This window comes from Allocatelliglobosispora scoriae (genome assembly GCF_014204945.1).
GTDB lineage: Bacteria > Actinomycetota > Actinomycetes > Mycobacteriales > Micromonosporaceae > Allocatelliglobosispora > Allocatelliglobosispora scoriae.
On sequence record NZ_JACHMN010000002.1, the window covers coordinates 1,176,376 to 1,202,909 of the forward strand.

20 protein-coding genes and 3 pseudogenes are annotated in these 26,534 nt (G+C 69.9%); 13 read left to right on the forward strand and 10 right to left on the reverse strand.

Features of this window, described 5'->3' with window-relative positions:
• Positions 1–20: 20 nt before the first annotated feature.
• The gene (locus F4553_RS10980) at positions 21–398 is read right to left on the reverse strand and encodes a phage holin family protein (protein ID WP_184835097.1); all 378 of its coding nucleotides are present in this window, start codon (positions 396–398) and stop codon (positions 21–23) included.
• A gap of 159 nt (positions 399–557) precedes the next feature.
• Between F4553_RS10980 and F4553_RS10985 the strand changes: the two genes are divergently transcribed.
• The 4 genes and pseudogenes from F4553_RS10985 to F4553_RS11000 all read left to right on the forward strand — a co-directional run.
• Positions 558–968 carry a TraR/DksA family transcriptional regulator gene (locus tag F4553_RS10985; protein WP_184835099.1) on the forward strand — a complete coding sequence of 137 codons (411 nt, stop codon included), beginning with the start codon at positions 558–560 and terminating at the stop codon, positions 966–968.
• Between the two features lie 64 nt (positions 969–1,032).
• A complete protein-coding gene (locus tag F4553_RS10990; RefSeq protein ID WP_312875157.1) occupies positions 1,033–1,299 on the forward strand; it encodes a DUF4235 domain-containing protein in 267 nt (88 codons plus the stop codon).
• Complete coding sequence (locus F4553_RS10995) at positions 1,299–2,072, forward strand: beta-phosphoglucomutase family hydrolase (protein ID WP_184835103.1); 774 nt, start codon at positions 1,299–1,301, stop codon at positions 2,070–2,072. Before F4553_RS10990 ends, F4553_RS10995 begins: the two co-directional genes overlap by 1 nt.
• A pseudogene (locus tag F4553_RS11000) lies at positions 2,069–4,429 on the forward strand (glycoside hydrolase family 65 protein); the annotation flags it as partial. The gene F4553_RS10995 and the pseudogene F4553_RS11000, both read left to right, overlap by 4 nt.
• A gap of 75 nt (positions 4,430–4,504) precedes the next feature.
• Here F4553_RS11000 and F4553_RS11005 read toward each other — a convergent pair.
• Together F4553_RS11005 and F4553_RS11010 are read right to left on the reverse strand one after the other, a co-directional pair.
• Positions 4,505–4,915: a low affinity iron permease family protein gene (locus tag F4553_RS11005; protein ID WP_246466279.1), complete on the reverse strand. Its 411-nt coding sequence runs from the start codon at positions 4,913–4,915 to the stop codon at positions 4,505–4,507.
• Between the two features lie 5 nt (positions 4,916–4,920).
• Complete coding sequence (locus tag F4553_RS11010) at positions 4,921–5,397, reverse strand: hemerythrin domain-containing protein (protein WP_184835107.1); 477 nt, start codon at positions 5,395–5,397, stop codon at positions 4,921–4,923.
• A gap of 159 nt (positions 5,398–5,556) precedes the next feature.
• Here F4553_RS11010 and F4553_RS11015 point away from each other — a divergent pair, with 159 nt between their 5' ends.
• The gene (locus F4553_RS11015) at positions 5,557–6,447 is read left to right on the forward strand and encodes an alpha/beta fold hydrolase (protein WP_184835109.1); all 891 of its coding nucleotides are present in this window, start codon (positions 5,557–5,559) and stop codon (positions 6,445–6,447) included.
• An 80-nt stretch (positions 6,448–6,527) separates the two neighbouring features.
• Positions 6,528–6,776, forward strand: a complete 249-nt coding sequence (locus tag F4553_RS11020; RefSeq protein ID WP_184835111.1) for a CsbD family protein — start codon at positions 6,528–6,530, stop codon at positions 6,774–6,776.
• A gap of 91 nt (positions 6,777–6,867) precedes the next feature.
• On the opposite strand, the gene F4553_RS11025 is transcribed toward F4553_RS11020, so the two are convergent.
• Positions 6,868–8,313 carry an APC family permease gene (locus F4553_RS11025; RefSeq protein WP_246466281.1) on the reverse strand — a complete coding sequence of 482 codons (1,446 nt, stop codon included), beginning with the start codon at positions 8,311–8,313 and terminating at the stop codon, positions 6,868–6,870.
• Positions 8,314–8,535: 222 nt separating this feature from the next.
• Here F4553_RS11025 and F4553_RS11030 point away from each other — a divergent pair, with 222 nt between their 5' ends.
• On the forward strand, positions 8,536–9,996 hold the full coding sequence (locus tag F4553_RS11030) for an alpha/beta hydrolase family protein (protein ID WP_184835113.1): 1,461 nt from the start codon (positions 8,536–8,538) through the stop codon (positions 9,994–9,996).
• A 625-nt stretch (positions 9,997–10,621) separates the two neighbouring features.
• Positions 10,622–12,631: a M4 family metallopeptidase gene (locus tag F4553_RS11035; protein ID WP_221470090.1), complete on the forward strand. Its 2,010-nt coding sequence runs from the start codon at positions 10,622–10,624 to the stop codon at positions 12,629–12,631.
• 59 nt (positions 12,632–12,690) lie between these two features.
• Here the strand turns inward: F4553_RS11035 and F4553_RS11040 are convergent, their stop codons facing one another.
• From F4553_RS11040 to F4553_RS11050, 3 genes are read right to left on the reverse strand one after another with little or no spacing between them, the layout of a single operon-like run.
• On the reverse strand, positions 12,691–13,200 hold the full coding sequence (locus tag F4553_RS11040) for a GNAT family N-acetyltransferase (RefSeq protein ID WP_184835115.1): 510 nt from the start codon (positions 13,198–13,200) through the stop codon (positions 12,691–12,693).
• 38 nt (positions 13,201–13,238) lie between these two features.
• Entirely contained in the window at positions 13,239–14,204 is a 966-nt protein-coding gene (locus F4553_RS11045; RefSeq protein WP_184835117.1) for a site-2 protease family protein, read from the reverse strand.
• 43 nt (positions 14,205–14,247) lie between these two features.
• Positions 14,248–15,189, reverse strand: a complete 942-nt coding sequence (locus F4553_RS11050) for an ion transporter (RefSeq protein ID WP_184835119.1) — start codon at positions 15,187–15,189, stop codon at positions 14,248–14,250.
• A gap of 293 nt (positions 15,190–15,482) precedes the next feature.
• Here F4553_RS11050 and F4553_RS11055 point away from each other — a divergent pair, with 293 nt between their 5' ends.
• Positions 15,483–19,382, forward strand: coding sequence for a ThuA domain-containing protein (locus F4553_RS11055; protein WP_184835121.1), 3,900 nt, complete (start codon positions 15,483–15,485; stop codon positions 19,380–19,382).
• 41 nt (positions 19,383–19,423) lie between these two features.
• Here F4553_RS11055 and F4553_RS11060 read toward each other — a convergent pair whose 3' ends face one another.
• Positions 19,424–20,821: an outer membrane protein assembly factor BamB family protein gene (locus F4553_RS11060; RefSeq protein WP_184835123.1), complete on the reverse strand. Its 1,398-nt coding sequence runs from the start codon at positions 20,819–20,821 to the stop codon at positions 19,424–19,426.
• Positions 20,822–20,846: 25 nt separating this feature from the next.
• Positions 20,847–22,199, reverse strand: coding sequence for an outer membrane protein assembly factor BamB family protein (locus F4553_RS11065; RefSeq protein WP_184835125.1), 1,353 nt, complete (start codon positions 22,197–22,199; stop codon positions 20,847–20,849).
• Positions 22,200–22,376: 177 nt separating this feature from the next.
• Here F4553_RS11065 and F4553_RS42935 point away from each other — a divergent pair.
• The 4 genes and pseudogenes from F4553_RS42935 to F4553_RS11080 all read left to right on the forward strand — a co-directional run.
• Positions 22,377–23,291 (forward strand): annotated as a pseudogene (locus F4553_RS42935) (fibronectin type III domain-containing protein); the annotation flags it as partial.
• A 93-nt stretch (positions 23,292–23,384) separates the two neighbouring features.
• Positions 23,385–24,407 (forward strand): annotated as a pseudogene (locus F4553_RS42360) (chitinase); the annotation flags it as partial.
• A gap of 357 nt (positions 24,408–24,764) precedes the next feature.
• Positions 24,765–25,379 (forward strand): DUF4230 domain-containing protein, encoded by a 615-nt coding sequence (locus F4553_RS11075; RefSeq protein WP_184835129.1) that lies wholly within the window; start codon positions 24,765–24,767, stop codon positions 25,377–25,379.
• Positions 25,380–25,447: 68 nt separating this feature from the next.
• On the forward strand, positions 25,448–26,029 hold the full coding sequence (locus F4553_RS11080; RefSeq protein WP_184835131.1) for a hypothetical protein: 582 nt from the start codon (positions 25,448–25,450) through the stop codon (positions 26,027–26,029).
• Positions 26,030–26,045: 16 nt separating this feature from the next.
• Here F4553_RS11080 and F4553_RS11085 read toward each other — a convergent pair whose 3' ends face one another.
• Positions 26,046–26,450, reverse strand: coding sequence for a YbjQ family protein (locus F4553_RS11085; RefSeq protein WP_184840598.1), 405 nt, complete (start codon positions 26,448–26,450; stop codon positions 26,046–26,048).
• Positions 26,451–26,534: the final 84 nt, after the last annotated feature.

Genomic DNA, 26,534 nt, shown 5'->3' on the forward strand with positions numbered 1-26,534 from the left:
CGCGGCACACCGGGCCCCGCCTACGGAGACGGCACCTCGTCGCGAACCTCGGCCGCCCTGCTGGTGATGATCCGGCGTGGCGGGTTCTGGCGAGCTGCTTCGAGGTGGCGGCGGCCCACCAGGAGGAGGATCGCCGAGACGACGAGCAGGCACGCCCCGATCACGAGGGCGGCGGCCCAGCCGGGCAGGACGGTCGCCAGCCCCAGACCGCCCGCGACGAGCAGCGCCGCCAAGGCGTAGAGGACGGTGAGAAAGCCGCCGGCGACCAGCGCGGCCCCGGTCCGATACGGGCGCGCCCGGTTGATCAGCTGGGTGCGGATGGCTCTCAGCTCGTCGGTGACCAGCTTGGAGATCTGGTGTGCGGCAAGGCGGATCAGGTCCGCCGGGGAGCGCAGCATCGGATGGTCTCCTCTCGATGCCCTGGCTCATACCCGGTCCGCGGGCAAGCCACGCCTCGGTGGCGCGCCAACCGCGTGAGCTGCCCGGGTTTGCGGCGGAGCCGCACCGGGCATAGCTCCGCGCCGGATCCTTCTGGCACCGTCGAAAGGGACCCGGTCATGACGACCATGCGCGAAGCGCCCGCACTCCCCGATAGCCGCACCGACCGTCTCCACACCGGCGAGAACGATCCCGCGGTCATACTGATGCAGCGGTACGCGGAGGTGGACGAGGAGTACCAGGTGCAGCTCTCGGTCCTCGCCGGACTGCGGCAGGGGCTCGGCGACGACACCGGAGACATCGCCGACGGCGGCTCCAAGGCGACCGACCTCGACACCGAGGAGATCCTCACCGAGCGCCTGCGGCAGCGACGGGAGTCCCTGTCCGCGGCGATGGAGCGTGCCGCGCGCGGCACCTATGGCAGGTGCGACGGTTGCCGGCTGCCGATCGCCACCGAGAGACTGCTCGCCGCACCGGCCGCCCTGCTCTGCGTACCGTGCCAGGTCAAGGCCGAGCGAGCACATTTGTAGAGCTTAGAGTCGGCGTCGACTGGGTATACCGGCGTCACGGTACGAGCGACACATGGAGGCGATCGTGAATACGAGCAAGATCGTATACAAGCCGGTGGGGCTCATCGGCGGCGCGCTCGCGGGTGTCGCCGCGGGGATGGCGTTCAAGCAGCTGTGGCGGCTCGCCTCGGGAGAGGACGACACGCCCAACGCGACCGACGAGCGGCGTACGTGGCGGGAGATCTTGATCGCGGCCGCGCTTCAGGGCGCGGTCTTCGCGGTGGTCAAGGCCGCCGTGGACCGTGGCGGTGCGGTGGGCGTACGCCGGATCACCGGCCGCTGGCCGGACTGATGACACGGTCAGGGATCAAGCTGCCGGAGCGGGTGACCGCCTGCCTCTTCGACATGGACGGCGTTCTGACGCAGACCGCCAAGGTCCACAACGCGGCGTGGGAGCAGACGTTCAACGCGTTCCTGCGCCGCCGCGCCGACGCGCTGCGACAGCCCTACCAGCCCTTCGACCCGGTCGGCGACTACCAGCGCTATGTCGACGGCCGGGCCCGGGCCGACGGCGTGCGCGCCTTCCTCGCCTCGCGGCAGATCACGGTGCCGGAGGGCTCGGCCGACGACGCGCCGGACCTCGACACGGTCTTCGGGATCGGCAATCGCAAGAACCAGCTCCTCCTGGAGCGCATCCGCACCGACGGCGTCGACGTCTTCCAGGGCAGCGTCACGTTTCTGCACGCCGCGCGTGCTGCGGGCCTGCGGACCGCCGTCGTCTCCGCCAGCGCCAACACCCCCGACGTGCTCGCCGCCGTCGGCCTCGAGGAGCTCTTCGACGTCCGCGTCGACGGCAACGTCGCGCTCGACCGGGGCCTGCGGGGCAAACCGCAGCCGGACACCTTCGCGTACGCCGCCGAACTCCTCGGTGTGACACCCGCGCAGGCCGCCGTCTTCGAGGATGCGCTCGCCGGGGTGGCGGCGGGCCGGGCGGGGGGCTTCGGCCTCGTGGTCGGCGTCGACCGCACCGACGGCGACCGCACCGACGGCCGCAGCCACGCCGATGCCCTGCGGGAGAACGGGGCGGACCTCGTCGTCAACGATCTCACGGAGCTGCTGGCATGATCCGAGAGCACGGCTTTCCCGTCGAACCCTGGCACGTCCGCGAGGAGGAGCTCGACCTCGACGTGCTGGCCCAGTCCGAGTCGGTCTTCGCGCTCGCCAACGGGCACATCGGGCTGCGCGGCAACCTCGACGAGGGCGAACCCTACGGGATCAGCGGCACCTACCTGAACTCGTTCTACGAGCTGCGGCCGCTGCCCTACGCGGAGGCCGGCTATGGCTACCCCGAGTCCGGGCAGACCATCGTCAACGTCACCAACGGCAAGCTGATCCGGCTGCTCGTCGACGATGAACCCCTCGACGTCCGCCACGGCGAGCTGCTCTCCCACGAGCGGGTGCTGGACCTGCGGGCGGGCACGCTGCGCCGCGAGCTGGTCTGGCGCTCCCCCGGCGGCAGCGTGGTGAAGGTGATCAGCACCCGGCTCGTCTCGTTCACCCAGCGCTCCGTGGCGGCCGTCCGCTACGAGGTGGAGCCGGTGAACTGCTCGATCCGGCTGATCGTGCAGTCGGAGCTCGTCGCCAACGAGGCATCGGCCACACCGAGCACGGATCCCCGGGTCGCCGCCGTCCTCGAGTCGCCGCTCGTGGCCGAGGAGCAGCTGGTCACCGACGACGGGACGGCGCTGCTGGTGCACAGCACCCGGACGAGCAAGCTGCGGGCCGGTGCGGCGATGGTGCACGAGGTCGACTGCGCCGTGCGTACGGATGTCAGCACCGAGGCGTACGAGGACTGGGCCCGGACCACGGTGGCGTGCGAGCTCGCCGACGGCGAGCGGCTGACCCTGACGAAGCTCCTGGCCTACGGCTGGTCGAGCCGCCGATCGGTGCCCGCCATCCGGGACCAGGTCGGGGCGGCGCTCGCCGGTGCGCGGTTCTCCGGCTGGGAGGGACTGCTCGCGGAGCAGCGCGACTACCTCGACTCCTTCTGGGACGCCGCCGACGTGCGGATCGACGGGGATCCCGAGGTGCAGCAGGCGGTCAGGTTCGGCCTGTTCCACGTGCTGCAGGCGGGAGCCCGGGCCGAGCAGCGCCCGATCTCGGCGAAAGGCCTGACCGGGCCGGGCTACGACGGCCACGCGTTCTGGGACACGGAGATGTTCGTGCTGCCGGTGCTCACCTACACGCACCCGGCGGCGGTCGCGGACGCCCTGCGGTGGCGGCTGGACACCCTGGAGCTCGCCCGGCAGCGCGCGCAGCAGCTGGGGCTCGCCGGGGCCGCGTTCCCGTGGCGGACGATCAGCGGTCACGAGTGCTCGGGCTACTGGCCGGCCGGGACGGCGTCGTTCCATATCGGCGCGGACATCGCCGACGCGGTCCGGCGCTACGTCCAGGCGACCGGCGACGCCGGCTTCGAGCGCGACATCGCGGTGGACCTGCTCGTGGAGACCGCACGCCTGTGGCGCACGCTGGGCCATCACGATCGGCACGGCCGTTTCCACATCGACGGCGTGACCGGCCCGGACGAATATACGGCGGTCCGCGACGACAACGTCTACACCAACCTGATGGCGCAGCGGAACCTCCTCGCGGCGGCGGAGTCGGCGGCTCGCCACCCCGATCAGGCCCGCCGCCTCGGCGTCACCGACGAGGAGTCGGCGGCGTGGCGCGACGCGGCGGCGGCGATGCACATCCAGATCGACGACGAGCTCGGCGTGCACTCGCAGGCGGAGGAGTTCACCCGGCTGCAGGAGTGGAACTTCGCCGCGACACCGGCTGAGCACTACCCGCTGCTGCTGCACTACCCCTACTTCGACCTCTATCGCAAGCAGGTCATCAAGCAGGCCGACGTGGTGCTCGCCATGCACTGGCGCGGCGACGCCTTCACGGCCGAGCAGAAGGCGCGCAACTTCGCCTACTACGAGCAGCGGACCGTCCGCGATTCGTCGCTCTCGTCCTGCACGCAGGCGGTGCTCGCCGCGGAGACCGGCCATCTGGAGCTCGCGCACGACTACCTCGGCGAGGCCGCGCTGATGGACCTGCGCGACATCCACGCCAACACCGGGGAAGGACTGCACATCGCGGCGCTAGCCGGTGCGTGGATCGCGCTGGTCGGGGGCTTCGGCGGGCTGCGCGACCACGGCGACGTGCTGGAGTTCTCCCCCCGGCTGCCGGAGCGCATCAGCCGGCTGGAGTTCTCGCTGATGTGGCGGGGGCTCCGGCTGCGGGTGGTCGTCACGCAGGCCGAGGCGACCTACTCGCTGCGCGACGGCAGCGACGACGCGCGGATGCCGCTGCTGCACCACGGTGCAGCGATCGAGGTCACCTGCGCCCACCCCGTCACGGCGCCGGTCCCGCCGCGCATCCACCCCGGTCCAGCGCCGTCCCAGCCGCACGGCCGGGCCCCGGCTCGCAGGGCTCCGGCCGCACAGGTCCCACACCAGAATCACCCCGCTGCGGGTACGCCCACAGCCGCCGGGCGTACCGCAGCGGAGTGATCAGGCGCTTTCGCGCTCCTCGAGGCCGACGGCGTCCTTGAGTTCGGTCACGTCCTTGTGCAGCCCGGGCTTGTCCTCGGCCAGAGCCGTCATCAGGTCGGCGAGTCCGTCGGCGATGGCGTTCAGCTTGTCCTGCATCGCCATCTCCGACCGGCTCTGCGTGTTCTGCAGCAGCGCCACCATGAGGAACGTGATGATCGTCGTGGCGGTGTTGATGATGAGCTGCCACGTGTCGAGATCGCCGATGACGAAGTAGGACGGGGCCCAGATCGCGACCAGCAGGACGCAGAGCGCGAAGAACCACGGCTTGGCGGAGAACTTCGCCGCACGCTCGGCGAATCGGTCGAAGAACCCCGGCTGGGCGGTGACGTCGCTGGGCATGTGGGCCCGGGCGGGGCTGGGGGTGGCCATCGTCGTTACGCCTTGGCGGAGCTGAGCTTGAGCGGATTCGAGGGCGCCTTGGCCTTCGCCGCCGCCATCTGCTCGCCGAGCTCCAGGAGCCGGTTGCGGCCGAGTGCCTTGCGCACCTCGGGGAACCACTCCTTCTCCTCCTCCTCGACGTGGTGGCGCACGTTCTCGATGAGGACCGTCACCTTCGCGTCGTAGGTCTCCTCCTTGGGGTCGAGGTTCTGCAGCTCCGACAGGAGCCACGCGACGACGTGGTGCTCCTCGACGCTCTCCAGGATGTGGTCGGTGGTGTCGGGCGCGCCCGCCCGCGCGGCCGGGTAGAAGATCGTCTCCTCGATGAAGGCGTGGGTGGTGAGCTCCGTGATGATCTTGTCGACGATCTTGCGCTTCGCAGCGGGCGTCGCGGACTCCTTGCCCTTCTCGAACTCCTTGAAGAGCGCGTTGACGGTCTTGTGGTCTTCCTTCAGCAACACGATGGCGTCCATGAGAATCCCCTCACCTCGTGACGGTCCGAATCCGCCGACTATTGACAATAGGTGCATATAGAGCATCTACCTGCACAGTTAGAGAAATAGCCAGTTCGTGTCGGCGCGAAACCTCCCGTCGGGGGTTAGAGAGTCCGACGGCTGGAGATGAGGATCGGCATGTTCGACGATTTCACGCTGGAGACGGTCCCGGTGGGCGAGGTACGGCTACGGGTCCGCCACGGTGGCCAGGGGCCGCCGCTGCTGCTCCTGCACGGCCACCCGCGTACCCATATGACCTGGCATCACGTCGCCGACCTGCTCTCGGACTCCTTCACGGTGGTCTGCCCGGATCTGCGCGGCTACGGCCTGTCCAGCAAACCCGCCGAGACACCCGGGCACGGGGCCTACAGCAAGCGGGCGATGGCGGGCGATGTCGTGGAGCTCATGCGGATGCTCGGGCACGACCGGTTCGCCGTGGCGGGACACGATCGCGGTGCCTACGTCGCCCAGCGGCTCGCCCTCGATCATCCGGCGGCGGTGTCGCGGCTGGTGGTGCTGGACGGCGTACCCATCGGCGAAGCCCTGGCCCGCAGCGATGCGCGCTTCGCGAGCACCTGGTGGCACTGGTTCTTCCTGGGACAGACCGAGAAGCCGGCCGAGCCGCTCATCTGCGCGGACCCGCTGGCCTGGTACCAGATCTCCGACAAGCACATGGGCGCCGCCGCCTACGCCGACCTGGCCGCGGTGCTCACCAACCCGGAGACCGTGCACGCCATGTGCGAGGACTACCGGGCCGGGCTGACCGTGGACCGCCGCGCCGATGACGCCGACCAGGCCGCCGGGCGCAGGATCGCCTGCCCGGTGCTCTTCTGTTACGCCGCCGGGGACGGGCACACCACCGGCGAGATGGTGGCGCTCTACGGCGATCCGGGTGCGATCTGGCGCGACTGGGCCGACGACGTGCGCGTGGCGACGATCGACTCCGGCCACCACATGGCCGAGGAGGCGCCCGAGCAGCTCGCCTCGACGCTGCGGGAGTTCCTCCTCCCGACGCCCGCCGGAATGTGAGCCGGCCGGGGTTTGATCCGCTGCAGACCGGGGCAATAAGTATATATCCCAATGATTTCTTCACGGAATGAGGTTCGACAATGTCTATCGCTGACAAGATCGAGAACGCTGCCGAAGACGTCAAGGGCAAGGTCAAGGAGTGGGTCGGCGACAAGACCGACAACGAGAGCATGCAGGCCGAGGGCATCGCCGACCAGGCGGGCGCCCACGTCTCGCAGGCCGGCGAGCACCTCTCCGACGCGGGCCACGATGCGAAGGACGCGTTCACGGACGCCAAGGACGCGGTCACCGGCCGCGAGCCCGAGCGCACCGGGTACAACCAGGTCTAGGTATTCGACTTCGACGATCGCCGCGGCGGGCGGGTCCGTATCTCCGGACCCGCCCGCCGCGGTTCGCCATGGGGCCCGAGGGCGGCGCCGGTCAGGAACGCGCGCCGCCCTCGGGCGTCTGGGCCGCCGCCAACTCGGCGTACCGCTGCGGCCGGGCCGCCCGCATCCACCGGGCGTAGGCGATGCCCCCGGCGGCCACCGCCACGATCAGCCACGGCAGTCCGTTGACGATGGCCGAGTCGGTGCCGGAGATGAGCGAGTAGTTCCCCACCAGCAGCACGATGGTGACGACGAGACCGGCGAGGCCGAGCAGGGGCGCGAGAACAGTCCGCCACCAGTGCCGCTCGGGGTGGCGCCGGAAGAACCCGATGATCGACAGGGCCGCCATCGCCTGCAGGACGACGATTCCCAGCGTGCCGAGACCGACCATGCTGGTGGAGAGGTTGAGGTAGGGGTCGAGCCCCGCGACGGCGAAGGCTCCCACGACGACCACCGTCAGCAGGGTCTGCACCACGCTCGCCCGCGACGGCGAACCGTGCCGCGGGTGCACGGCGCCGAGCCCGCCCGGCAGCACCCGCTCGCGGCCCAACACGTAGAGGTAGCGGTTGGCGGCGTTGTGCAGCGCCAGCACACCGGCGAAGAGGCTGGTGCAGAGCAGCACCTGCATCGCGGTGGTGGCGGTCTCGCCGAGGTGGGTGAAGCTGAGGCCGAAGAACAGCTCGCCGAGCTGCTCGCCGGCGACGGCGCTGACCTGGTCCGGACCGACCGCACCGACGGCGATCCAGCTCGTCGCGGTGTAGAAGACCGAGATGATGACGACCGAGGCGTAGGTCGCGAGGGGCACGCTGCGCCGGGGGTTGCGGGTCTCCTCGCCGTACTGGGCGGCGGATTCGAAGCCGATGAACGAGATGAAGGCGAACATCAGCGCCACGCCGATCCCGGCGACGCCGAACGTGTCCGGGTCGAAGGAGGTGCTCGGCAGCGCCGTGCCCCCGAGGTCGCCGAGGATCGCGCCGTCGAGCAGCACCAGGATGCCGACCTCGCAGATCATCAGGATCGCCAGCAGCCGCGCGCTGATCTCGATCTGCCGGTAGCCGAGCAACGCCATCAGCGCCGTGCCGATCGCCGCCCAGACCGTCCAGTGCAGGGTCAGCCCGTGCAGCGAGCCGATCAGCGCGGCGAAGTAGCCGAACGCGCCGACGAGCCCGATCGTGGCGGCGTTGTAGGCGATCAGGGCGACGAGGCCGCCGGCGATCGCGGGTGGACGGCCGAGACCGCGCGCCATGTAGGTGTAGAAACCGCCGGTGTTGACGATGTGGCGGCTCATCGCGGCGTAACCGACCGAGAAGCAGAGCAGGGTGAGCCCGGCGAAGGCGAAGGCGGCCGGTACGGCGGGTCCGCCGCCGATCGCGAAGGCCAGCGGCACCGTGCCGACCATCGCCGCCATCGGTGCCGCCGCCGCGACGACCAGAAACACGATCTTCGGAGTCGACAGGGTTCTGCGCAGTGCCGTCTCGTTCGCCATACGTTGTGCCATACGTTGTAGCGTCACGTACCGGAAGCCATCGATGCATCTCCCTGAGTGTTCATCGACGACGGTCTGACCAGGCATAACCGTTCGGCGCAATGTGGCTTTTCGTCCCGCCGGACGGCTGTTCGAGCAGGTCCAGGCGTTTTCTTACCGCCGCAGGATGATGCGCTCGGCCACCGGACGTGATGTCCTGGTTCCCTGACGGTCTGGATGCTGGAAGGAACACGGGTGGACATCACAGAGGTCACGTGGATCGGCGCTGCCGCCAACGGGATGATCATCGCGCGGTGGCGCGGTGCGGACGGACAGGTCGAGGTCGACAGGCCGGCCGCGCGCAGCTTCGCCCAACCCGAGTCGCTGGTGCTGCGCGACGGGCGGCCCGTGGTGGACGGGGTGGTCCTGCAACCGGTCGCGGCGATCCCCGCCGACTTCGCGTCGGTCTGCGGCTGGTACGCCGGTGGCGGCCGGGAACTGCTCGTCACGCAGGTTCCCGAGCCCGACTTCGGGGAGCCGATGGTGCTGCTGTCGGAGGGCGGGCGCATCGTTCGGGCGTACCCCCTGGATGCGCTGCACCTGCTCGCGGAGGATGGCGCCCGCGTGGATCTGGTCGTCGGCGGCCTGCGCGTGCATGAGGGGCCGACCGTGACGGCGCTGACGCCGTCGCGGCGCGTCGCCGAGCGGGAGGTGAGCTTCGTCGCGGCCGGGACCCGGCTCGCCGGGACCGTGGTCGTCCCCGCGGGCGACGGGCCGCACCCGGCGGCGGTGCTGGTGCACGGCGCGGCGGGCGGGCAGCGCGACTTCAACCGCCTCTTCGCCGGGCCGCTGCTCGACGCGGGTGTGGCGGTGCTCATCTACGACAAGGCCGGCCACGGCACGTCGACCGGGGACGGCGACCCGTCCATCTTCGACCAGGCGGAGGCGGCCTCGGCCGCGCTGGACCTGCTGGCGTCGCTGCCCGAGGTGGATGCGAGCCGGATCGGCCTGGCCGGCTTCAGCAACGGCATGTGGTCGGTGCCGATCGTCGCCGCCGAGCGGGCGGACGTGGCGTTCGTGACCGGAATCGGAGCACCCGGTGTCTCGATGGCCGAGTCGGAGGTGCACCGGCGGACGAAGGTGCTGCGCGAGGCGGGCGTCGGTCCCGCGACCAACTCGGTGATCGCCGAGGCGTGGCGCAGCGTCTTCCGGATCGTCGCCGCGGGCACCGCCGACGACGACGTGGCCGCGCGGCTCGATCAGGCGCTCACCGAGATCGCGGCCGCGCCCGACCTCGACCGGTACGTCGTGCCCGACCTGGTTCGGGAGAACCCGATGCTCTCGCCGATCCCGCCCTTCACCGACGCGAAGCAGCTGGTGGAGATGCTCGGCGGCGACGCCGACCCGCAGGTGGTCCACGACCCGGCCGCCGACTACGCGCGGGTGGCGTGCCCGGTCTTCCTCCAGTATGGATCGGACGACACGAGCGTCCCGGTGGAGGCGTCGGCTCGTGCGGTCGAGCGGGTCGCGCCGGGTGCGACGATCCGTGTCTATGCCGGGTTGGAGCACATGCTGGAGGTGCTGCCCACCGACACGACCGGCCTGACGCTGGAGGCGGCGATCACCGGCTTCCACCACTTCAGCTTCGGCACCGGACCGGCGGCCGAGCTCACCTCCTGGCTGCGCGAGACGCTCCGCCGGACGCCGCGGAGCTGACCGCTGACCGAGGCCCGACCACGACGCGGCGGGGCTCGAACCCGAGGCCACGGGTTCGGGCCCCGCCGACTGCGCCCCGGGCCAGATGACAATGTTGTCATCTAGATTGATCAAATATTTCCGCCAGGCATACGATCCCCCCGACCATCCACACGTTCCGATACGTGTGGACTCTCCGTCCGGGGGATAACGGCGCATGGATAGGGCGACATAGCCGACTATGCATTGCGCCGACACTATTCCCATTGGCCGTGGCGACGGCATTCATTGAGCGGCGGACAAGCGCGTTCAAATTCTCCCTTATAAATACTGCAAAGCCATGTGAGCTGGCATAACACTGGCCACATAGCGCGGTGCTATGGACATTCGATCGTCGGCGTTTCTGCGCGGTAAATTACTTCCCGAGGTATTGACGGAAACATTTGCGATTGGTATCAATCAATCACCAAATAATGTCCGTGGAACCAAGGTTGACTATTTGTTGATGGCACGCCGATCGGTCGATCCGGTCGCCGCCGCCCGCTCGATGGCACACCTCGGTCCACCCCACCCTTCGGGAAGAGGGCACGTGAAGTTGTCACAACGTTTCGCCGTGGGAGCGATCCTCACGGCGACGGGAATGGTGATGGCGGCAACCACCGCCTTGGTGTTCACACCCGCCGCCGCAGCTCCGGCAACCCCGGAAGCGGCTCGCGCGATGGCAGCCCAGTCGGCCGACGCGCTCGTCGCCAGCCGACCGTCCTACCTGCACGCGGGCGCGGATGAGCAGTTCATCCAGCGCGCCGTCATCTCGTCGGAGGGCATGCAGTACGTCCCCTACGAGCGGACCTACCGCGGCCTGCCCGTCGTCGGCGGCGACTTCGTCCTGGTGGCCGACGGCAACGGCCAGGTCAAGTACAACTCCGTCGCGATGGAGCAGTCGATCGGCACCATCTCGATGCTGCCGAAGGTGACCCAGAAGGCCGCCGAGAAGACCGCCGCCTCGCTGCTCAAGACCGTCGGCACCGTCGAGCCCTCCAAGCTCGTCGTCTTCGCCCTGGAGACGACGCCCCGGCTCGCCTGGGAGACCACGGTCAACGGCACCGGCGCCGAGGGCGTCAGCCGCCTCACCGTCCACATCGACGCCGCCACCGGCGCGGTGCTCAAGACCCGCGAGCGGGTCATGCACGGCACCGGCACCGCGGCCTACAGCGGCCCCAACCCGCTGACGCTCGCCACGACGCTGTCCGGTTCGACCTACTCCATGAAGGACCCGGTCACCACGAGCCTCAGCTGCCAGGACGCCGCCACGAACACCACGTTCAGCGGCTCCGACGACGCGTGGGGCAACGGCGTCGCGACCAACAAGGAGACCGGCTGCGTCGACGCGCTCTACGCGGCGCAGACCGAGATCAAGATGCTGAGCTCCTGGCTGGGCCGCAACGGCTTCAACGGCACCGGCGGCGGCTGGCCGATCCGGGTCGGCCTCAACGACCAGAACGCCTACTACGACGGCACCCAGGTCCAGATCGGCAAGAACACCGCCGGTGCCTGGATCTCCTCCATGGACGTCGTGGGCCACGAGCTGGGCCACGGCATCGACGACACCACCCCCGGCGGCATCTCCGGCGGCAACACCCAGGAGTTCGTCGCCGACACGTTCGGCGCCATGACCGAGGGCTACGCCAACCAGCCGTCGGCCTACGACCCGCGCGACTACCAGGTCGGCGAGGAGATCAACCTCGTCGGCAGCGGCCCGATCCGCTACATGTACAACCCCTCGCTCGCCGGTGACGACAACTGCTACTCCAGCAGCATCCCCGGCGAGGAGGTCCACGCCGCGGCCGGACCGGGCAACCACTGGTTCTACCTGCTCGCCGAGGGCAGCGCCCCGACGAACGGCCAGCCCGCCAGCTCCACCTGCAACAGCACCAGCATCACCGGTGTCGGCATCCAGACCGCCGCCAAGGTCATGTACAACGCGATGCTGATGAAGACCTCGTCCAGTTCCTACCTGAAGTACCGCACCTGGACGCTGACCGCGGCGAAGAACCTCACGCCGGGCGACTGCGCCCTCTTCAACACGGTCAAGGCCGCCTGGAACGCCGTCAGCGTCCCGGCGCAGACCGCCGACCCGACGTGCACCGGCGGCACCTCGCCGTCGCCGTCCGCCAGCGCCTCGTCGAGCCCGCCGCCCACCGGCGGTTGCTCGGGCCAGAAGCTGCTCAACCCGGGCTTCGAGTCCGGCGCGGTGAGCTGGACCCAGTCGGCCGGCGTCATCGACAACACCTCCGGTGAGGCCCCCCGCACCGGTTCGTGGAAGGCGTGGCTCGACGGCTACGGCTCCACGCACACCGACAACCTGTCGCAATCGGTGACGATTCCGGCCGGGTGCGCGGCGTCGCTCACGTTCTACCTGCACATCGACACCGCTGAGACCACGACCACGACGGCGTACGACAAGCTCACCGTCTATGTCGGCAGCACCGCGGTGAAGACCTTCTCCAACCTCAACAAGAACACGGGCTACGCGCTGCAGACGGTTCCGCTGTCCGCCTACGCGGGGTCCACGATCACGCTGAAGTTCACCGGCGTCGAGGATGCGTCCCTGCAGACCTCGTTCGTCATCGACGACACCGCGGTCACCCTGAGCTAGTCCCTCCCCTCGCAAGAAGCCGGCCACCGTGGCGACAGTGCCGCGGTGGCCGGTCCCTGTCAGCCGGCGGAGGCGGGCGGCAGGTCCTTGGCGAGGATGACGCTGCGGTAGACCTTGCCGTCGTGCTGCAGGTGGCCGGCGACGCGGTAGCCGCGGCGGGCGTACCAGCCGATGAGGGCGTGCGCACCCTCGGCCGTGTTGAGGATGACCTGGGTCGCGCCGAGACCGGCCGCGTGGTCCTCGGCGGCCGCGAGCAGTGCCCCGCCGACGCCGCTGCCGTGACAGTCGGGGTGGACCCCGAACTGGCTGATCGACGCCGTCTCCGGCCGGTCGTAGTAGGGCCGGTCCGCCGTGAGCGGCAGGACCAGGATCGTCCCGATCAGCCGGCTGCCCTCGGCCGCGACGAACGCATCCCCGCTGCTCAGCCGCCCACGGGTCACCTCGACGCCCTGGTCGACGGCGGTGTAGTTGAAGCCCTGTGCCGCCAGCCCCGCGTAGGCGGCGTGCAGCAGCGAGGTCAGCTCGGCCGGTGAATCGGTCGCGGCGAGCCGTCGAATGATGATCGACATGCCGGCATTATGGCGCAGGAGCCCGCCGCGGGCCGACCCTACTTGAACCAGCCCGACCAGAAGCGGAACAGCTCGTAGCCGTAGTAGTCGCCGTTGATCGGCGCGCCACCGGTGTCGAGGATCCAGTAGCTCACGCTGCTGAAGGCGTCCCGCGCCACCGGCAGGTAGAGCAGCACGAAGACGACGATCAGGCCGTAGGGGCGGATCTGGTTGCCGATGCGGCGCGCCGATGCCGGCAGGTAGGGCTCGATGATCCCGTAGCCGTCGAGCCCGGGCACGGGCAGCAGGTTGAGGATCGCCGTCGCCACCTGGAGATAGGCGAGGAACGTGAGCGCGGACCAGAAGGGCGCGTGCGGCTCGGTGACGTCGTAGATCGCCTCGGGTCCGCCGATCGAGACCGCGGCGAGCAGGATCACCGCGGCGATGATGTTGATCGCCGGTCCGGCGGCGGAGACGAGCGCGTCGCGGAACCGGTTGCGCAGGCGGTGCGACTCGATCATCACGGCCCCGCCGGGCAGCGGGATGCCGCCCAGGAGGAGGAACACGAGCGGGATGACGAAGGTCAGGATCGGGTGGCCGTATTTGCGCGGGTCCAGGCGCAGGTAGCCCTTGCCCGCCACCGTGTCGTCGCCGCTGCGGTGCGCGGTCAGGGCATGCGAGAACTCGTGCAGGCAGAGGGTGATGAGCCAGCCGCCGAGCACGAAGACGAAGACCGACGCGGAGGCCGGGCCGAGGTCGAGCCAGAGCGTCACCCCGCTGACAGCGGTGATCACGACCAGCGCGATGAAGATCGGTGAGATGCCGCCGGTCCGGGCCGGTCGGCCGACGCTCGACCGGCCGGCGAAACCGGACCGGGCCGACCGCGGCTGCGAGACCGGGCGCCAGACCCGGGCCTTGCGGCGGTCCCGCGCCACGTCGCGCTCGGCGTCGCGGACGCGTTTGCTCCAGTCCTCCTCGGCGGCGAGCCGGTCCAGCGGATTGTCGTCGTTACTCCCCGTGCCCATGCGGGCAGGCTACCGGGACAAGCTGAGAACTCCCAGCAACCGATCAGCCGACTCCGACGCCGGCCCGGCCGTGGGAGCCCTCCCCCTCGCGCGGCTCGGGCACCGGCAGCCCTCGGTGCAGCTCCGCCTCCAGCTCACCGATGGCGTGCTTGAGCGCGGCGATCCTGGCCGAGACCGGCTCGCCGAGCTGCGCGGGCTCCGCGCCCGATGCGCCCGACGCGCCGGCGGGCGCCGCCGCGTGCGCCGCCGCCGCGTGGTTGGCGTCGTCCTCGGACTCGATGACACGCGCCTCGTCGAGGGAGCTCAGCACGACCCCGAGCAGGATGTTGACCATCAGGAATCCGCCGAGCAGGACGAACGAGATGAAGAAGAGCAGCGTCCAGCGCGACAGGGCCATGCCCTCGGAGATCGTCCCGGAGAGGTCGTCGAAGAGCATCAGGTAGAACATGGACAGCGTCGCCCGGCCGATCGAGCCGTACTTCTCCGGCAACTGCGCGCCGAAGAGCATCCACGCCAGCATGCCGTAGACGTAGAGCAGGATGACGCCGAGCACGGCGAGGCTCGTGGTGCCGGGGATGCTGCGCCAGACGGCGTGCACGATGATGCGCATCGTCGGGAAGATCCGGATCACCCGCAGGACCCGGGCCAGCCGGAACAGCCGCAGCAGGGTGACGTTCTCCCGGACGCCGGGGATCATGGCGCTGACCACGATGAGCAGGTCGAAGACGTTCCACGGGCTGCGGAAATACTCCATCGGGCGGCGGCCGCAGGCGGTGAGCCGGATCGCCACCTCGAGCGTGAAGAAGGCGAGGCAGAGCGAGTCGACCACGTGGAGCGCCCCGCCGAACTGCGCCACCGCGCGGGGATAGGTCTCCACGCCGAGGATGACGGCGTTGAGCAGGATCACCCCGGCACTGACCCCGTGAAACCACTTCTCCTCGGCGACGCGGGCACAGAACCCCACGACACCACGCGACTGCGACACCCCGCGACTCCCCTCGTCACTACCGTCAACGAAACGAATGATCAGGAAAAACGTGACGTTCGCGCTGGTGAGTGAAGGTCTGGTCCATTGGGGAGCGCTCTCCGAGCAACTGCCCTTCGTCCCGATTTGACCGTGCCGACCGGCTTTGATTCACCGTGATGTCTTGACTGTTGCGGCAAAGTGTCAAACACTGTTGTCGATGTCAGAGAGCGCTCTCTGGCAAGATCGATGCATCCGTCCCGGACGTGATCGGCGCACGTCCTGTCTGCACCTCCTCCGACGGGAGTCCCCCCGTGTTACGCAGAATCAGTGTCTTCCTCTGCGCCCTCATCGCCGCCTGGGCCGTTGTGGTCCCAGCCGCGAGTGCCGCGCCCGACTTCACCGTCCTCGTCTTCAGCAAGACCGCCGGCTTCCGGCACGACGCCATTCCCGCCGGGATAACGGCGATCCAGCAGCTCGGCACGGCCAACAACTTCGCGGTCGAGGCGACCGAGGACGCAGCGGCGTTCACCGACGCCAACCTGGCCCGGTTCAAGGTCGTCATCTGGCTCTCCACCACCGGCGACGTCCTCAACGACACCCAGCAGGCCGCCTTCGAGCGCTACATCCGCGGTGGCGGCGGCTATGTCGGCGTCCACGCGGCGGCCGACACCGAGTACACCTGGCCGTGGTACGGCAAGCTCGTCGGCGCCTACTTCGAGAGCCACCCCGCACCCGCGCAGGTGACCGTCCGGGTCGCCGACCGGGTCAACGTCTCCACCGCGACGCTGCCGCAGCGCTGGTCGCGCTTCGACGAGCTCTACAACTACCAGACCAACCCGCGCGGAACCGCCCACATCCTCGCCACGCTGGACGAGACGACCTACAGCGGCGGCGGGGACGGGTTCGACCACCCGATCTCCTGGTGCCAGAACTACGACGGCGGCAAGTCGTGGTACACGGGTCTGGGTCACACGATCGAGAGCTACAGCGAGGCCAACTTCCGGACCCACCTGCTCGGCGGCATCCGCTCCGTCGCCGGGGTCGCCGCCTTCGACTGCGGTGCCACCGTCAACAGCCGCTTCCAGCAGGTCACCCTCGCCAAGGGGGTCGCCGAGACCGGCGAGCCGATGGGCCTGACCGTGCTGCCCAACCGCGGCGTGCTGCACACCTCGCGCGAGGGCGTCGTCCGCTTCACCGATGTGGACGGCAACACCAAGGTCGCCATGACCCTCCCGGTCTACACCCACGACGAGGAGGGCATGCAGAGCATCAAGGCGGACCCCGCCTTCGCCACCAACCGCTGGGTCTACATCTACTACGCCCCGCCGCTCTCCACACCGCCCGGGGACGCCCCGCCGACCGGTACGCCGGCCGACTTCGCACCGTTCAACGGGCTCAACCGGATCTCCCGGTTCGTGGTGAAGGCCGACAACACGATCGACCCGGCGAGCGCCGTCACGATCCTGGACGTGCCGACGAGCCGCGGCCAGTGCTGCCACGTCGGCGGCGACCTGGACTTCGACGGTGCGGGCAACCTCTACCTCAGCACCGGTGACGACACCAACCCGTTCGACTCGTCGGGCTTCACGCCGATCGACGAGCGGGCCGGGCGCAACCCCAACGGCGACGCGCAGCGTACCGCGGGCAACACCAACGACCTGCGCGGCAAGGTCCTGCGGATCAAGCCGAGCGCGGCGGGCGGCTACACGATCCCGGCGGGCAACATGTTCGCGCCGGGCACCGCCAACACCAAGCCCGAAATCTACGCGATGGGCTTCCGCAACCCGTTCCGGATGAGCGTCGACAAGGCCACCGGCATCGTCTACCTCGGCGACTACGGTCCCGACGCGGGCACCGCCGACCCGGCCCGCGGACCGGCCGGACAGGTCGAGTTCGCCCGGATCACCACGCCGGGCTTCTACGGCTGGCCATACTGCAGCAGCTACAACACGCCCTACGTCGACTTCACCTTCCCCAGCGGACCGTCGGGTGCGCCGTTCAACTGCACCGGCGGCGTCGTCAACAACTCGCCCAACAACACCGGCCTGCAGCAGCTGCCACCGGCGAAGACGTCATGGCTGCCCTATGTCGGGTCGAGCCCGGTGGAGCTCGGCGGCGGCGGCCTCTCGCCGATGGGCGGGCCAGTCTACCGCTACGACCCCAACCTCGTCTCGGACGTGAAGTTCCCGCAGTACTACGACGGGACCTTCTTCGCCGGTGAGTTCGGCCGGCGCTGGATCAAGAACATCGTGATGGACTCGACGGGCGCGCCGCTGGCGATCAACCCGTTCCCGTGGTCCGGCACGCAGGTGATGGACATGGAGTTCGGCCCCGACGGCGCGCTCTACGTGCTCGACTACGGCACCGGGTGGTTCGGCGGCGACGCCAGTTCCGCCGTCTACCGCATCGAGTACGCCACCGCCGGCCGCGCGCCGATCCCCACCGCCACGGCGTCCGCCACCTCGGGTCTCGCCCCGCTGACGGTCAACTTCAGCTCGGCGGGCTCCTACGACCCGGACGGCAACCCGATCACCTATGCCTGGGACTTCACCTCCAACGGCAGCACCGACTCCACGGCGGCGAACCCGAGCTTCACCTACACCGCCAACGGCGCCTACACCGCGACGCTGACGGCACGCGACAGCACCGGCAAGACCGGTACCGCCAGCGTGGCGATCACGGTCGGCAACACCGCGCCGTCGGTGACGCTGACGCTGCCGGTCAACGGCCAGGTCTTCACCTTCGGCGACCTGGTGCCCTACTCGGTGACGGTGACCGACGCGCAGGACGGCACGATCGACTGCAATCGGGTGAAGGTGAGCTACATCCTCGGCCACGACACCCACGGCCACCCGCAGACCAGCAAGCAGGGCTGCTCCGGCACGATCCAGACGGTCGCCGACGGCGAGCACGGCAGCTCGGCGAATGTCTTCGGCGTCTTCGACGCGGAGTACACCGACAGCCCGGTCAACGGCGTACCGGCCCTGACCACGCACGCGCAGAACGTGACCCAGCCGCGCATCCGCCAGGCTGAGCACTTCAACGGCTCCAGCGGCATCCAGATCGCCGCCAAGGCATCGGCGAACGGCGGCAACGCCGTCGGCTACATCGACAGCGGAGACTGGCTGTCGTTCAAGCCCTACGCGCTGAACGGCGTCACGTCGTTCTCGGCCCGGGTCGCCTCGGCCGGCGTGGGCGGCACCCTGTCGCTGCGCACCGGTTCGCCGACGGGACCGCTCGCCGGCTCCGTCGCGGTGGCACCGACCGGCGGCTGGGAGACCTGGGCGACCGTCACCGGTACGCTCACCCCGCCCACCGGTACGCAGGAGCTCTTCCTCGTCTTCACCGGACCGGCGGGGTCGCTGTTCGACCTCGACGAGTTCACCCTCGGCGCCGGGACCGTCCCCCCGCAGACCGGCACCGATCTGGCCCTGAACCGGCCGGCCACGGCGTCGAGCGTGGAGGGCGCGGGCACACCGGCATCGGGTGCCTTCGACGGCAACGCGGCGACCCGCTGGGCGAGCGCCTTCGCCGATCCACAGTGGATCCAGGTGGATCTGGGGTCGTCGACCGCCATCAACAGGGTGAAGCTGACGTGGGAGGCGGCCTACGGGTCGGCCTATCAGATCCAGACCTCCGACAACGGGACGGCCTGGACCACGATCAAGTCGGTGACCGGCGGGGACGGTGGCGTCGACGACCTCACCGGGCTCACCGGCACGGGCCGATACGTGCGCATGAACGGTACGGCGCGCGGCTCGGCGTGGGGCTACTCGCTCTTCGCCTTCGAGGTCTACGGCGGCGGCACCACACCGCCGGTCACCTCCAATCTGGCCCTGAACCAGCCGGTGACGGCGTCGAGCGTGGAGAACGCGGGCACCCCCGCGTCGGCCGCGGTCGACGGGGTGGGGACGACCCGGTGGTCCAGCCTCGCCACCGATCCGCAGTGGATCCGCGTCGACCTGGGCCAGACCCGCACCGTCAACCGGGTCAAGCTGACCTGGGAGGCGGCCTACGCGACGGCGTACCAGGTGCAGATCTCGCCGGACGGCACGACCTGGACCACGATCCAGAGCGTGACCGGCGGCAACGGTGCGGTCGACGACCTCACCGGCCTGACCGGGACCGGACGCTATGTCCGGATCAACGGCACGACCCGCGCGACCGGGTACGGCTACTCGCTCTGGGAGTTCGAGGTCTACGGCTCCTGACGTGGGATGACGGGGAGGGGACGCGATCGGCGCCCCCTCCCTCACCCGGTGGGGAGCGTGGTGGCGGGGGTGCGGATCGGCACCGCCATCAGCGAGCCGAGCCCCGCGCAGACGACCCACGCACTCTTCGACCAGCATGACGTGACCGGCGGGCCGGTCGGCCCGAAGAGTCCGAGCGTCGTGACGGTGAGATCGCCGCTCGCCGGAACCAGCCCCACCCAGGTCCGTTTCTCATCGGTGGTGCCGTCGTCGATGATCGCGACGACGAGGCCGCCCGCGTCGAGCCCCACCGCCTGCCAGGCGCCGAGATCGGCACGGCGGGCTCCCGTCACCGCGTCCAGGACGACCCGGCCGCCCCGGTCGCCCTGCTGGACCACGATGAGCTCCTCGCCGTCGCCACGGTGCCAGAGCCCGAAGATGGCGGCGTTGGGCGCCGTCCACCGCGCCTCGCCGGAGCGGGGCACGGTGGCGACGATCGCGCCGCGCACGTCACGGCAGACCAGGGCACCGCAGCGCAGGGTGTTCAGCGAGCTCCCGGCGACCGCCGAGTGCCACAGCTCCCGCCGCGAAGCCCGGTCGAAGCCCATCGCCATCGTCGGCTGGGAGCTGCCGGGCAGCGGGAGCGGACCCACCGACGTATCGACCACGATCGTCTCGTCGTCGATGAAGGAGACGGTGGAGTTCGGCGGCAGCCAGCTGATGTCGCTGGTGGTCCCCGAGTCCAGCCGCAGCTGCAGCCGGCTGCCGTCACGCCGCGTCAGGAGGTAGAAGTCGAGGACCGGCAGCGGCTGCGGCACCAGCAGGTTCCCGAACGCCTCGGCGATGTTGTCGATCGACACGCCCTGGCCCGGGTCGAACCGCCATCGTTCGGCTCCGCCGGGCACCTCGATCCCGGCGAACTGCGGCCACGCCCCGTCGCCCTGCATGAGCACGGCGAGCCGCTCGTCCGGTGTGACGGAGTGCAGGCTGCCGGGCCGGGTCCACCGCGGCTCACCGGTCGCGGCGTCGACGGCGACGACCTCCGCCGTGCCGACACCGGCGCCCGCGCCCGAGCCGTCACGCACCTTGCCCGACACGAGCAGCAACCCGTTCACCGCCATCGCGTACACGTCGTCGAGCCGCAGATCGGCCTGCCAGCGGATGCTCCCGTCCGCGAGCCCCCGCACCGTCACCGGGCCGACAGCGGCCTGCTGCTCCAGCACGACGTCCCCGGTGACCCAGGTCAGGTCGGCCGCGACCGTGGCGAAGGTCGTCATCCGCCGCCACGGCGGCGCGGCGGCGGGCAGGGCCGACGCGCCTGCCGTGGCGAGGACCACCACGGCGCAGGCGAGGGCGTAGAGCAACCGCCGCCCGCTGGGCCGGTCCCGGCTCCACGGCGGATCGCCGAGGTCCCGGGGTGCGCCTCCGAGATCGATGACGATCTCGCGCGACTCGTTCATGCCGTCTCCTGTTCAGCCTGTCCCGTCACGCGACGGCGAGGGGGTCGAGCACGATGACCTTGCCCAGGACCGCGCAGACCAGCCAGGCGCCCTGCGTCCAGCAGTCGGAGACGGCTGCCCCCTGCGCGCCCAGCAGCCCCAGCACCCGCACCACCGGTGCACCGGTCGGCGCGACCACGCCGAGCCAGGTGCGGGTCAGGGGACCGCTCGTGTCCATCAGCCGGACGAGCAGCCGACCGTCGACCACCCCGATCGCCCGCCATCGCCCCAGATCGGCCTGGAGCGCCCCGCTGGCCGCGTCGATGAGCCGGCGCCCGGCCACGTCCGCGGAGCTGGTCATGATGATGACATCACCGGTGTCGCGGTGCCACAGGCCGAACGCGTTGACGCCGGGCACGGTCCACAGCACCTTCCCCGTCCTGGGTGACCGCGCGACCACGTCGTCGCCGTGGTCCTGGCAGAGGATCGCTCCGCAGCCCATGACGCTGTCGTCGCCGGCGATCGCCTCCGAACGCCACAGCTCCCGCCGGGTGGCCCGGTCATAGCCCACGAGGATCTGCTGCGGGCTGTCGATCCCCGGCTCGGGCGGGGCGGGCAGCCTGCCGACGATGGTGGTGTCGTCGATGGTCTCGACGGACGCACCCTGATCCAGCCGGTCGAGGGTGGTCGCGACGCCGGAGTCGAGCGAGATCTCGATGTGGCTCCCGTCGATCTTCGCCACCAGATAGGACGCCGGGCGCGTGACACCCCGCCACGTCATCATCAGCCCGTCGCCGGCGTAGCCGATCAGGGATTGCGGTCCGGCCTCGAAGTGCCAGCGTTCGGCACCACTGCGCACGTCGATCGCCGTGATCAGGCCCTGGTCCGTACCATCGTGCACGATGGCGACCTGCCCGTCCGGCGTGAGCGACTGCAGCCAGCCCTGATGCCGCCAGCGGACCGCCCCCGTCGCCGGATCGACGCCGAGCACGATCCCCCTCGCGGAGTCGTCGATCCCGACCGGCAGGCCTCCCACGACGAAGGTCCCGCTCGCGGCGAGGACCCGGATGCTGTCCAGACCGAAGTCGGCCCGCCAGCGGATTCGCTCATCGGCGAGGTTCCGCGCCACCGCGACCGTCGTGCCCGCCTCGATCGCGACCAGTACGTCTCCGACGAGGGAGTAGCGGTTGTCCCCGCCGCTGACGAAGGTGGTCATCCGACGCCACGGGGGCGGCGGTGCCGGTGCGGCCGCGGCGCCGACGGTGACGAGCACCGCGACGGCACACGCCACGGCGGCGCAGCGGCGCCGCCAGGTCAGCGGGAAGGGCCGGGGCGGCCGGTCCACGGGCCGGTCCTGCCATCCTTCGAGCTCGATCATGACCTCGGAACCCGCGACCACGCTCGGTCTCCCCTCAGACGACGACTCAGCACACTAGACGCGCGAGCGGGGGGATCCGGTTCGACCGCCGAAGCCCGGCCGGAATCAGTTATGGACATTAACAGTTAGCTGTCTTAATAATTAACCCACCATCGATGTCCCGGCTCCCCCCTCGCCGGGCGAATGGAGGGTCACCCTATGAGACACCGTCCCCGCCTGCTCGCCTTCGCCGCATCCGTGCTGCTGGCAGCTGGTCTCGTCAGCGTCGCCAGCCCGGCCTCGGCGGCCAACCTGCTCGGCAACCCCGGTCTGGAGAGCGGCAGCCTCTCCCCGTGGTCGTGCAGCCTCGGCTCCGTCGTCAGCACGCCCGTCCACAGCGGCACCAAGGCGCTCGCGGGCGCCGCGAGCGCCTCCGACAACGCCCAGTGCACCCAGACCGTCGCGGTGGTGCCGAGCACCGCCTACTCGCTCACCGCGTGGGTGCGCGGCAACTACGTCTACCTCGGTGTCACCGGCGGCGCGTCGACCTGGACGTCCAACGCCAACTACACCCAGCTCACCGTCAACTTCACCACCGCGGCGGGCCAGACCTCAGCGCAGGTCTACCTGCACGGTTGGTACGGGCAGGGCACCTACTACGCCGACGACATCAGCCTCGACGGCCCCGGTGGATCGTCGGCCCCCGGCGTACCGGGCAACCCGAGCGTCGGGACCGTCACCAACTCCTCCGTCGCGCTGTCCTGGGGCGCCTCGTCGGGCACGGTGACCGGCTACCGGGTCTACGAGGGCACCACGGTGCGGGCCACCGTGACCGGGACCTCGACGACGATCACCGGGCTCGCCACCTGCTCCGCGCACACCTACACGGTGGCCGCCTACAACTCCGTCGGGGAGTCGGCGAAATCCGGTGCCGTCAGCACGACGACCACCGGGTGCACCACGGCACCGCCGACGCCGGGCGGGGTGCTGATCACGGGCACCACCAACACGTCGATCTCGCTCGCCTGGAGCCCGTCGGCGGGTGCCACGGGGTACCGGGTTTACGAGGGCACCACGCTGCGGACCTCGGTCACCGGGCTGTCGGCCACGATCGGCGGCCTGACGGCGTGCACGACCTACACGTACAGCGTCTCGGCGTACAACGCGAATGGTGAATCGAGCAAGAGCGGCACCGCCAGCGGGACCACGACCGGGTGTGTCAACTCCGGGCTGCCCAAGCACGCGCTCATCGGCTACCTGCACGCGAGCTTCGCCAACGGCTCCGGGTACGTGCGGATGGCCGACGTGCCGGCCGCGTGGGACATCATCAACCTCTCCTTCGGCGAGCCGACCTCGGTGACCTCCGGCGACATCCGGTTCAACCGCTGCCCGGTCGCCGAATGCCCCAATGTGGAGAGCGAGGCCGACTTCATCGCGGCGATCCGCGCCAAGCAGGCCCAGGGCAAGAAGGTGCTGATCTCCATCGGCGGCGCCAACGGCCAGGTCCAGCTCGCCTCGACCGCCGCCCGGGACACCTTCGTCTCGTCGGTGAGCGCGATCATCGACCGCTACGGCCTCAACGGTCTCGACATCGACTTCGAGGGCCACTCGCTGAGCCTCAACGCCGGTGACGGCGACTTCCGCAACCCGACCACGCCGGTGATCGTCAACCTGATCTCGGCGCTGCGCACCCTGAAGGCCCGATACGGCTCGTCGTTCGTGCTGACGATGGCGCCGGAGACCTTCTTCGTGCAGCTCGGCTACCAGTTCTACGGCGGCACCTGCTCCGGCTGCGACAACCGGGCCGGGTCCTACCTGCCCGTCATCTACGCCCTGCGCAACGACCTGACCGTCCTGCACGTGCAGGACTACAACTCGGGTCCGATCATGGGCCTGGACAACCAGTACCACAACATGGGCGTCGCCGACTTCCACATCGCGATGACGGACATGCTGGTCGCGGGCTTCACCGTCGCCAACACCGGGATCACCTTCCCGGCGCTGCGGCGCGACCAGATCGCCTTCGGCGTCCCGGCGGCGGTGAGCGCGGGCGGCGGCTACACGACTCCGGCCGCGGTGCAGCAGGCGGTGAACTGCCTGGTCAAGAACCAGACCTGCGGTGGTTACACGCTGCGCGGCGGCACCTCGCCGGACTTCCGCGGCCTGATGACGTGGTCGATCAACTGGGACCGCTACTACAACTGGGAGTTCCAGAACAGCCACGAGCCGTTCCTCAACGCCCTGCCGTGACAGCGGCGGGGTGACACCGGGGTAAAGGTAAAAATGCGGGCGGGCCGGTTTCCCGGCCCGCCCGCGTCTGCACCACCCGGTTAAGTAATGACGGACAGCTTCTCGGCGCGGGCCCGCCGATCGCCGTACGATCGATTGCTGTTTCTACATCGATCAGCCGGTCCTCACCTCCGTTCGGCGCACCGTCGGCGCCGGACGGACAGCACCCCACCCGATCGACCTCCATCCGGGGCTGCGGATCCGTGCCGGTCCCCGCTCCCCGCCCGACCCGGAGAGCGATCCACCGGCCTGCCGGGTGGAATCCGATCCGCCGATCAACGGCTGTCCGGGAGGGACCGCCCGGCACATGCTGAGCGGATGAGACTGTTGCGGCTCATCGCCGGGATCGCGGCCCTGGGATTGATGGTGGTCGGCGGGGTCGCCCTCTACAACGACTTCTTCGGCGTCGAATCCGTCGATCGCAGCGGGCCCGTGGTGCTCAAGTCGATCCAGGACCTGAGCCGCTTCGAGGCGGCGTCGGGCAACTTCGAGGTCGTCGTCGACCTGGAGGAGAAGAGCGGCTGGCTCGACCTGCTCAGCAAGCGCGTCATGCTGATCGTGGTCGGCTCCGTCGACGTCTACGTCGACTTCTCCGCCATCGACAAGAACTCGATAGTCGTCTCGCCCGACGGCAAGAGCGCCTCGATCACCCTGCCGTCGCCGGAGTTGGAGAAGGCGAACCTCGACAACGCCAAGACCCACATCTACGACATCGACCGCAGCGCCATCCAGGCGGTCGGCGACCTCTTCGGCAGGGATCAGGACCTGGAGCACAGGGCCTATCTCGAGGGTGAGAAGAAGCTCGAGCAGGCGGCGCGGGACGCCGGGCTGGAGGAGCGCGCCAAGACCAATACCCGCAACATGCTCACCGGCCTGCTCCGCGGGCTCGGCTTCACCGACGTGACGGTGACCTTCACACCGCCACCGCCCTGATCGGGCTCCTCACCTCGGCGAATCCTCGGCGGATGGAGACTCGGCGGTTTCATGGGTACGCTCCCACGGTGACTCCGAGCCGACGCCCTCTTCTCGCGACCACCCTCCTCGTGCTGCTCACCGCCGGGTGCGGCAGTCCTGACGACACCACCGCCACGACCGCGACCGCACCGAGCATCTGCGGCAAGGCACCCGACCTCGCCGGCACACAGGCCGAGTCGGGTGGCTACGCCCTCACCGAGCTCACCCTGCGGCCGCAGAGCGACGCCGCTCCCCCGACCGTCACGGTGGGCCTCACCAGCACCCGGACCGCCTCGGCCAACGGCAGCGGTTACCAGGTCTACGTCGTGCGCGACGGTCTCGTCGTCGCGGCCGGGCCGATGGACCCCACCGCGAAGGACGGCGCCCTCGCCGTTCCCGCACCCCGGGTGCTCGAACTGACGGCCGGCAAGGTGCAGCACGACATCGTGCGCGAGCCGCTGGCGCTCTGCGCCGGTCAGGCCTGGCCCGACCTCTACGCCCAGCACGGGCAGGTCGAGGTGGTCCTGCGGACGCGGATCCCGGCGCAGATCCCCGCGCCCAGCCCCGCCTATCCGCTCGACGGCGACCTGGTGACCCGGGCACCGTTCCCGGCGGCACCGGCAGCCTGACGGTTGGCGGGCCGCGCTACTGGACGAAGGTCCGGTAGTGCTGTTGGTGCGGCATCTGCCCGGCCTTGACGAGGTAGTCGTACTGCTTCTTGGCGTCGTCGGTCACCGGCACGACCCAGACCGCCGTGCCGTAGGCGCAGACCTCGGTCCACTGCTGCATGATCTCGCCGTTGTCGAAGCGCATCGCGACGACGGCGTTCGCGCCGCGCTGGTGCGCCTCGTGGAGCATCCGGCCCATCGCCTCGTTGCGGCTCTGCGCGACCAGCTTCGTCATCTCCGGCACCTCGCCGCCGCCGAGGGAGCGGAAGCTCGCGGTGAAGCCCGCACCGAGCCGCAGCGACCGTACGGTCAGCCCGAACACCTCGCCGTAGACGGAGCGGATCTCGTAACCGGGGATGTCATTCGTCGTCACGACCAGCATGGTGATCACGGTAGCGCTCCTCAGCCAGGGCTCGCGGACCCACTCGAAACGCCGAGGGCGCGGGAATGCGGTGAAATCACGCAA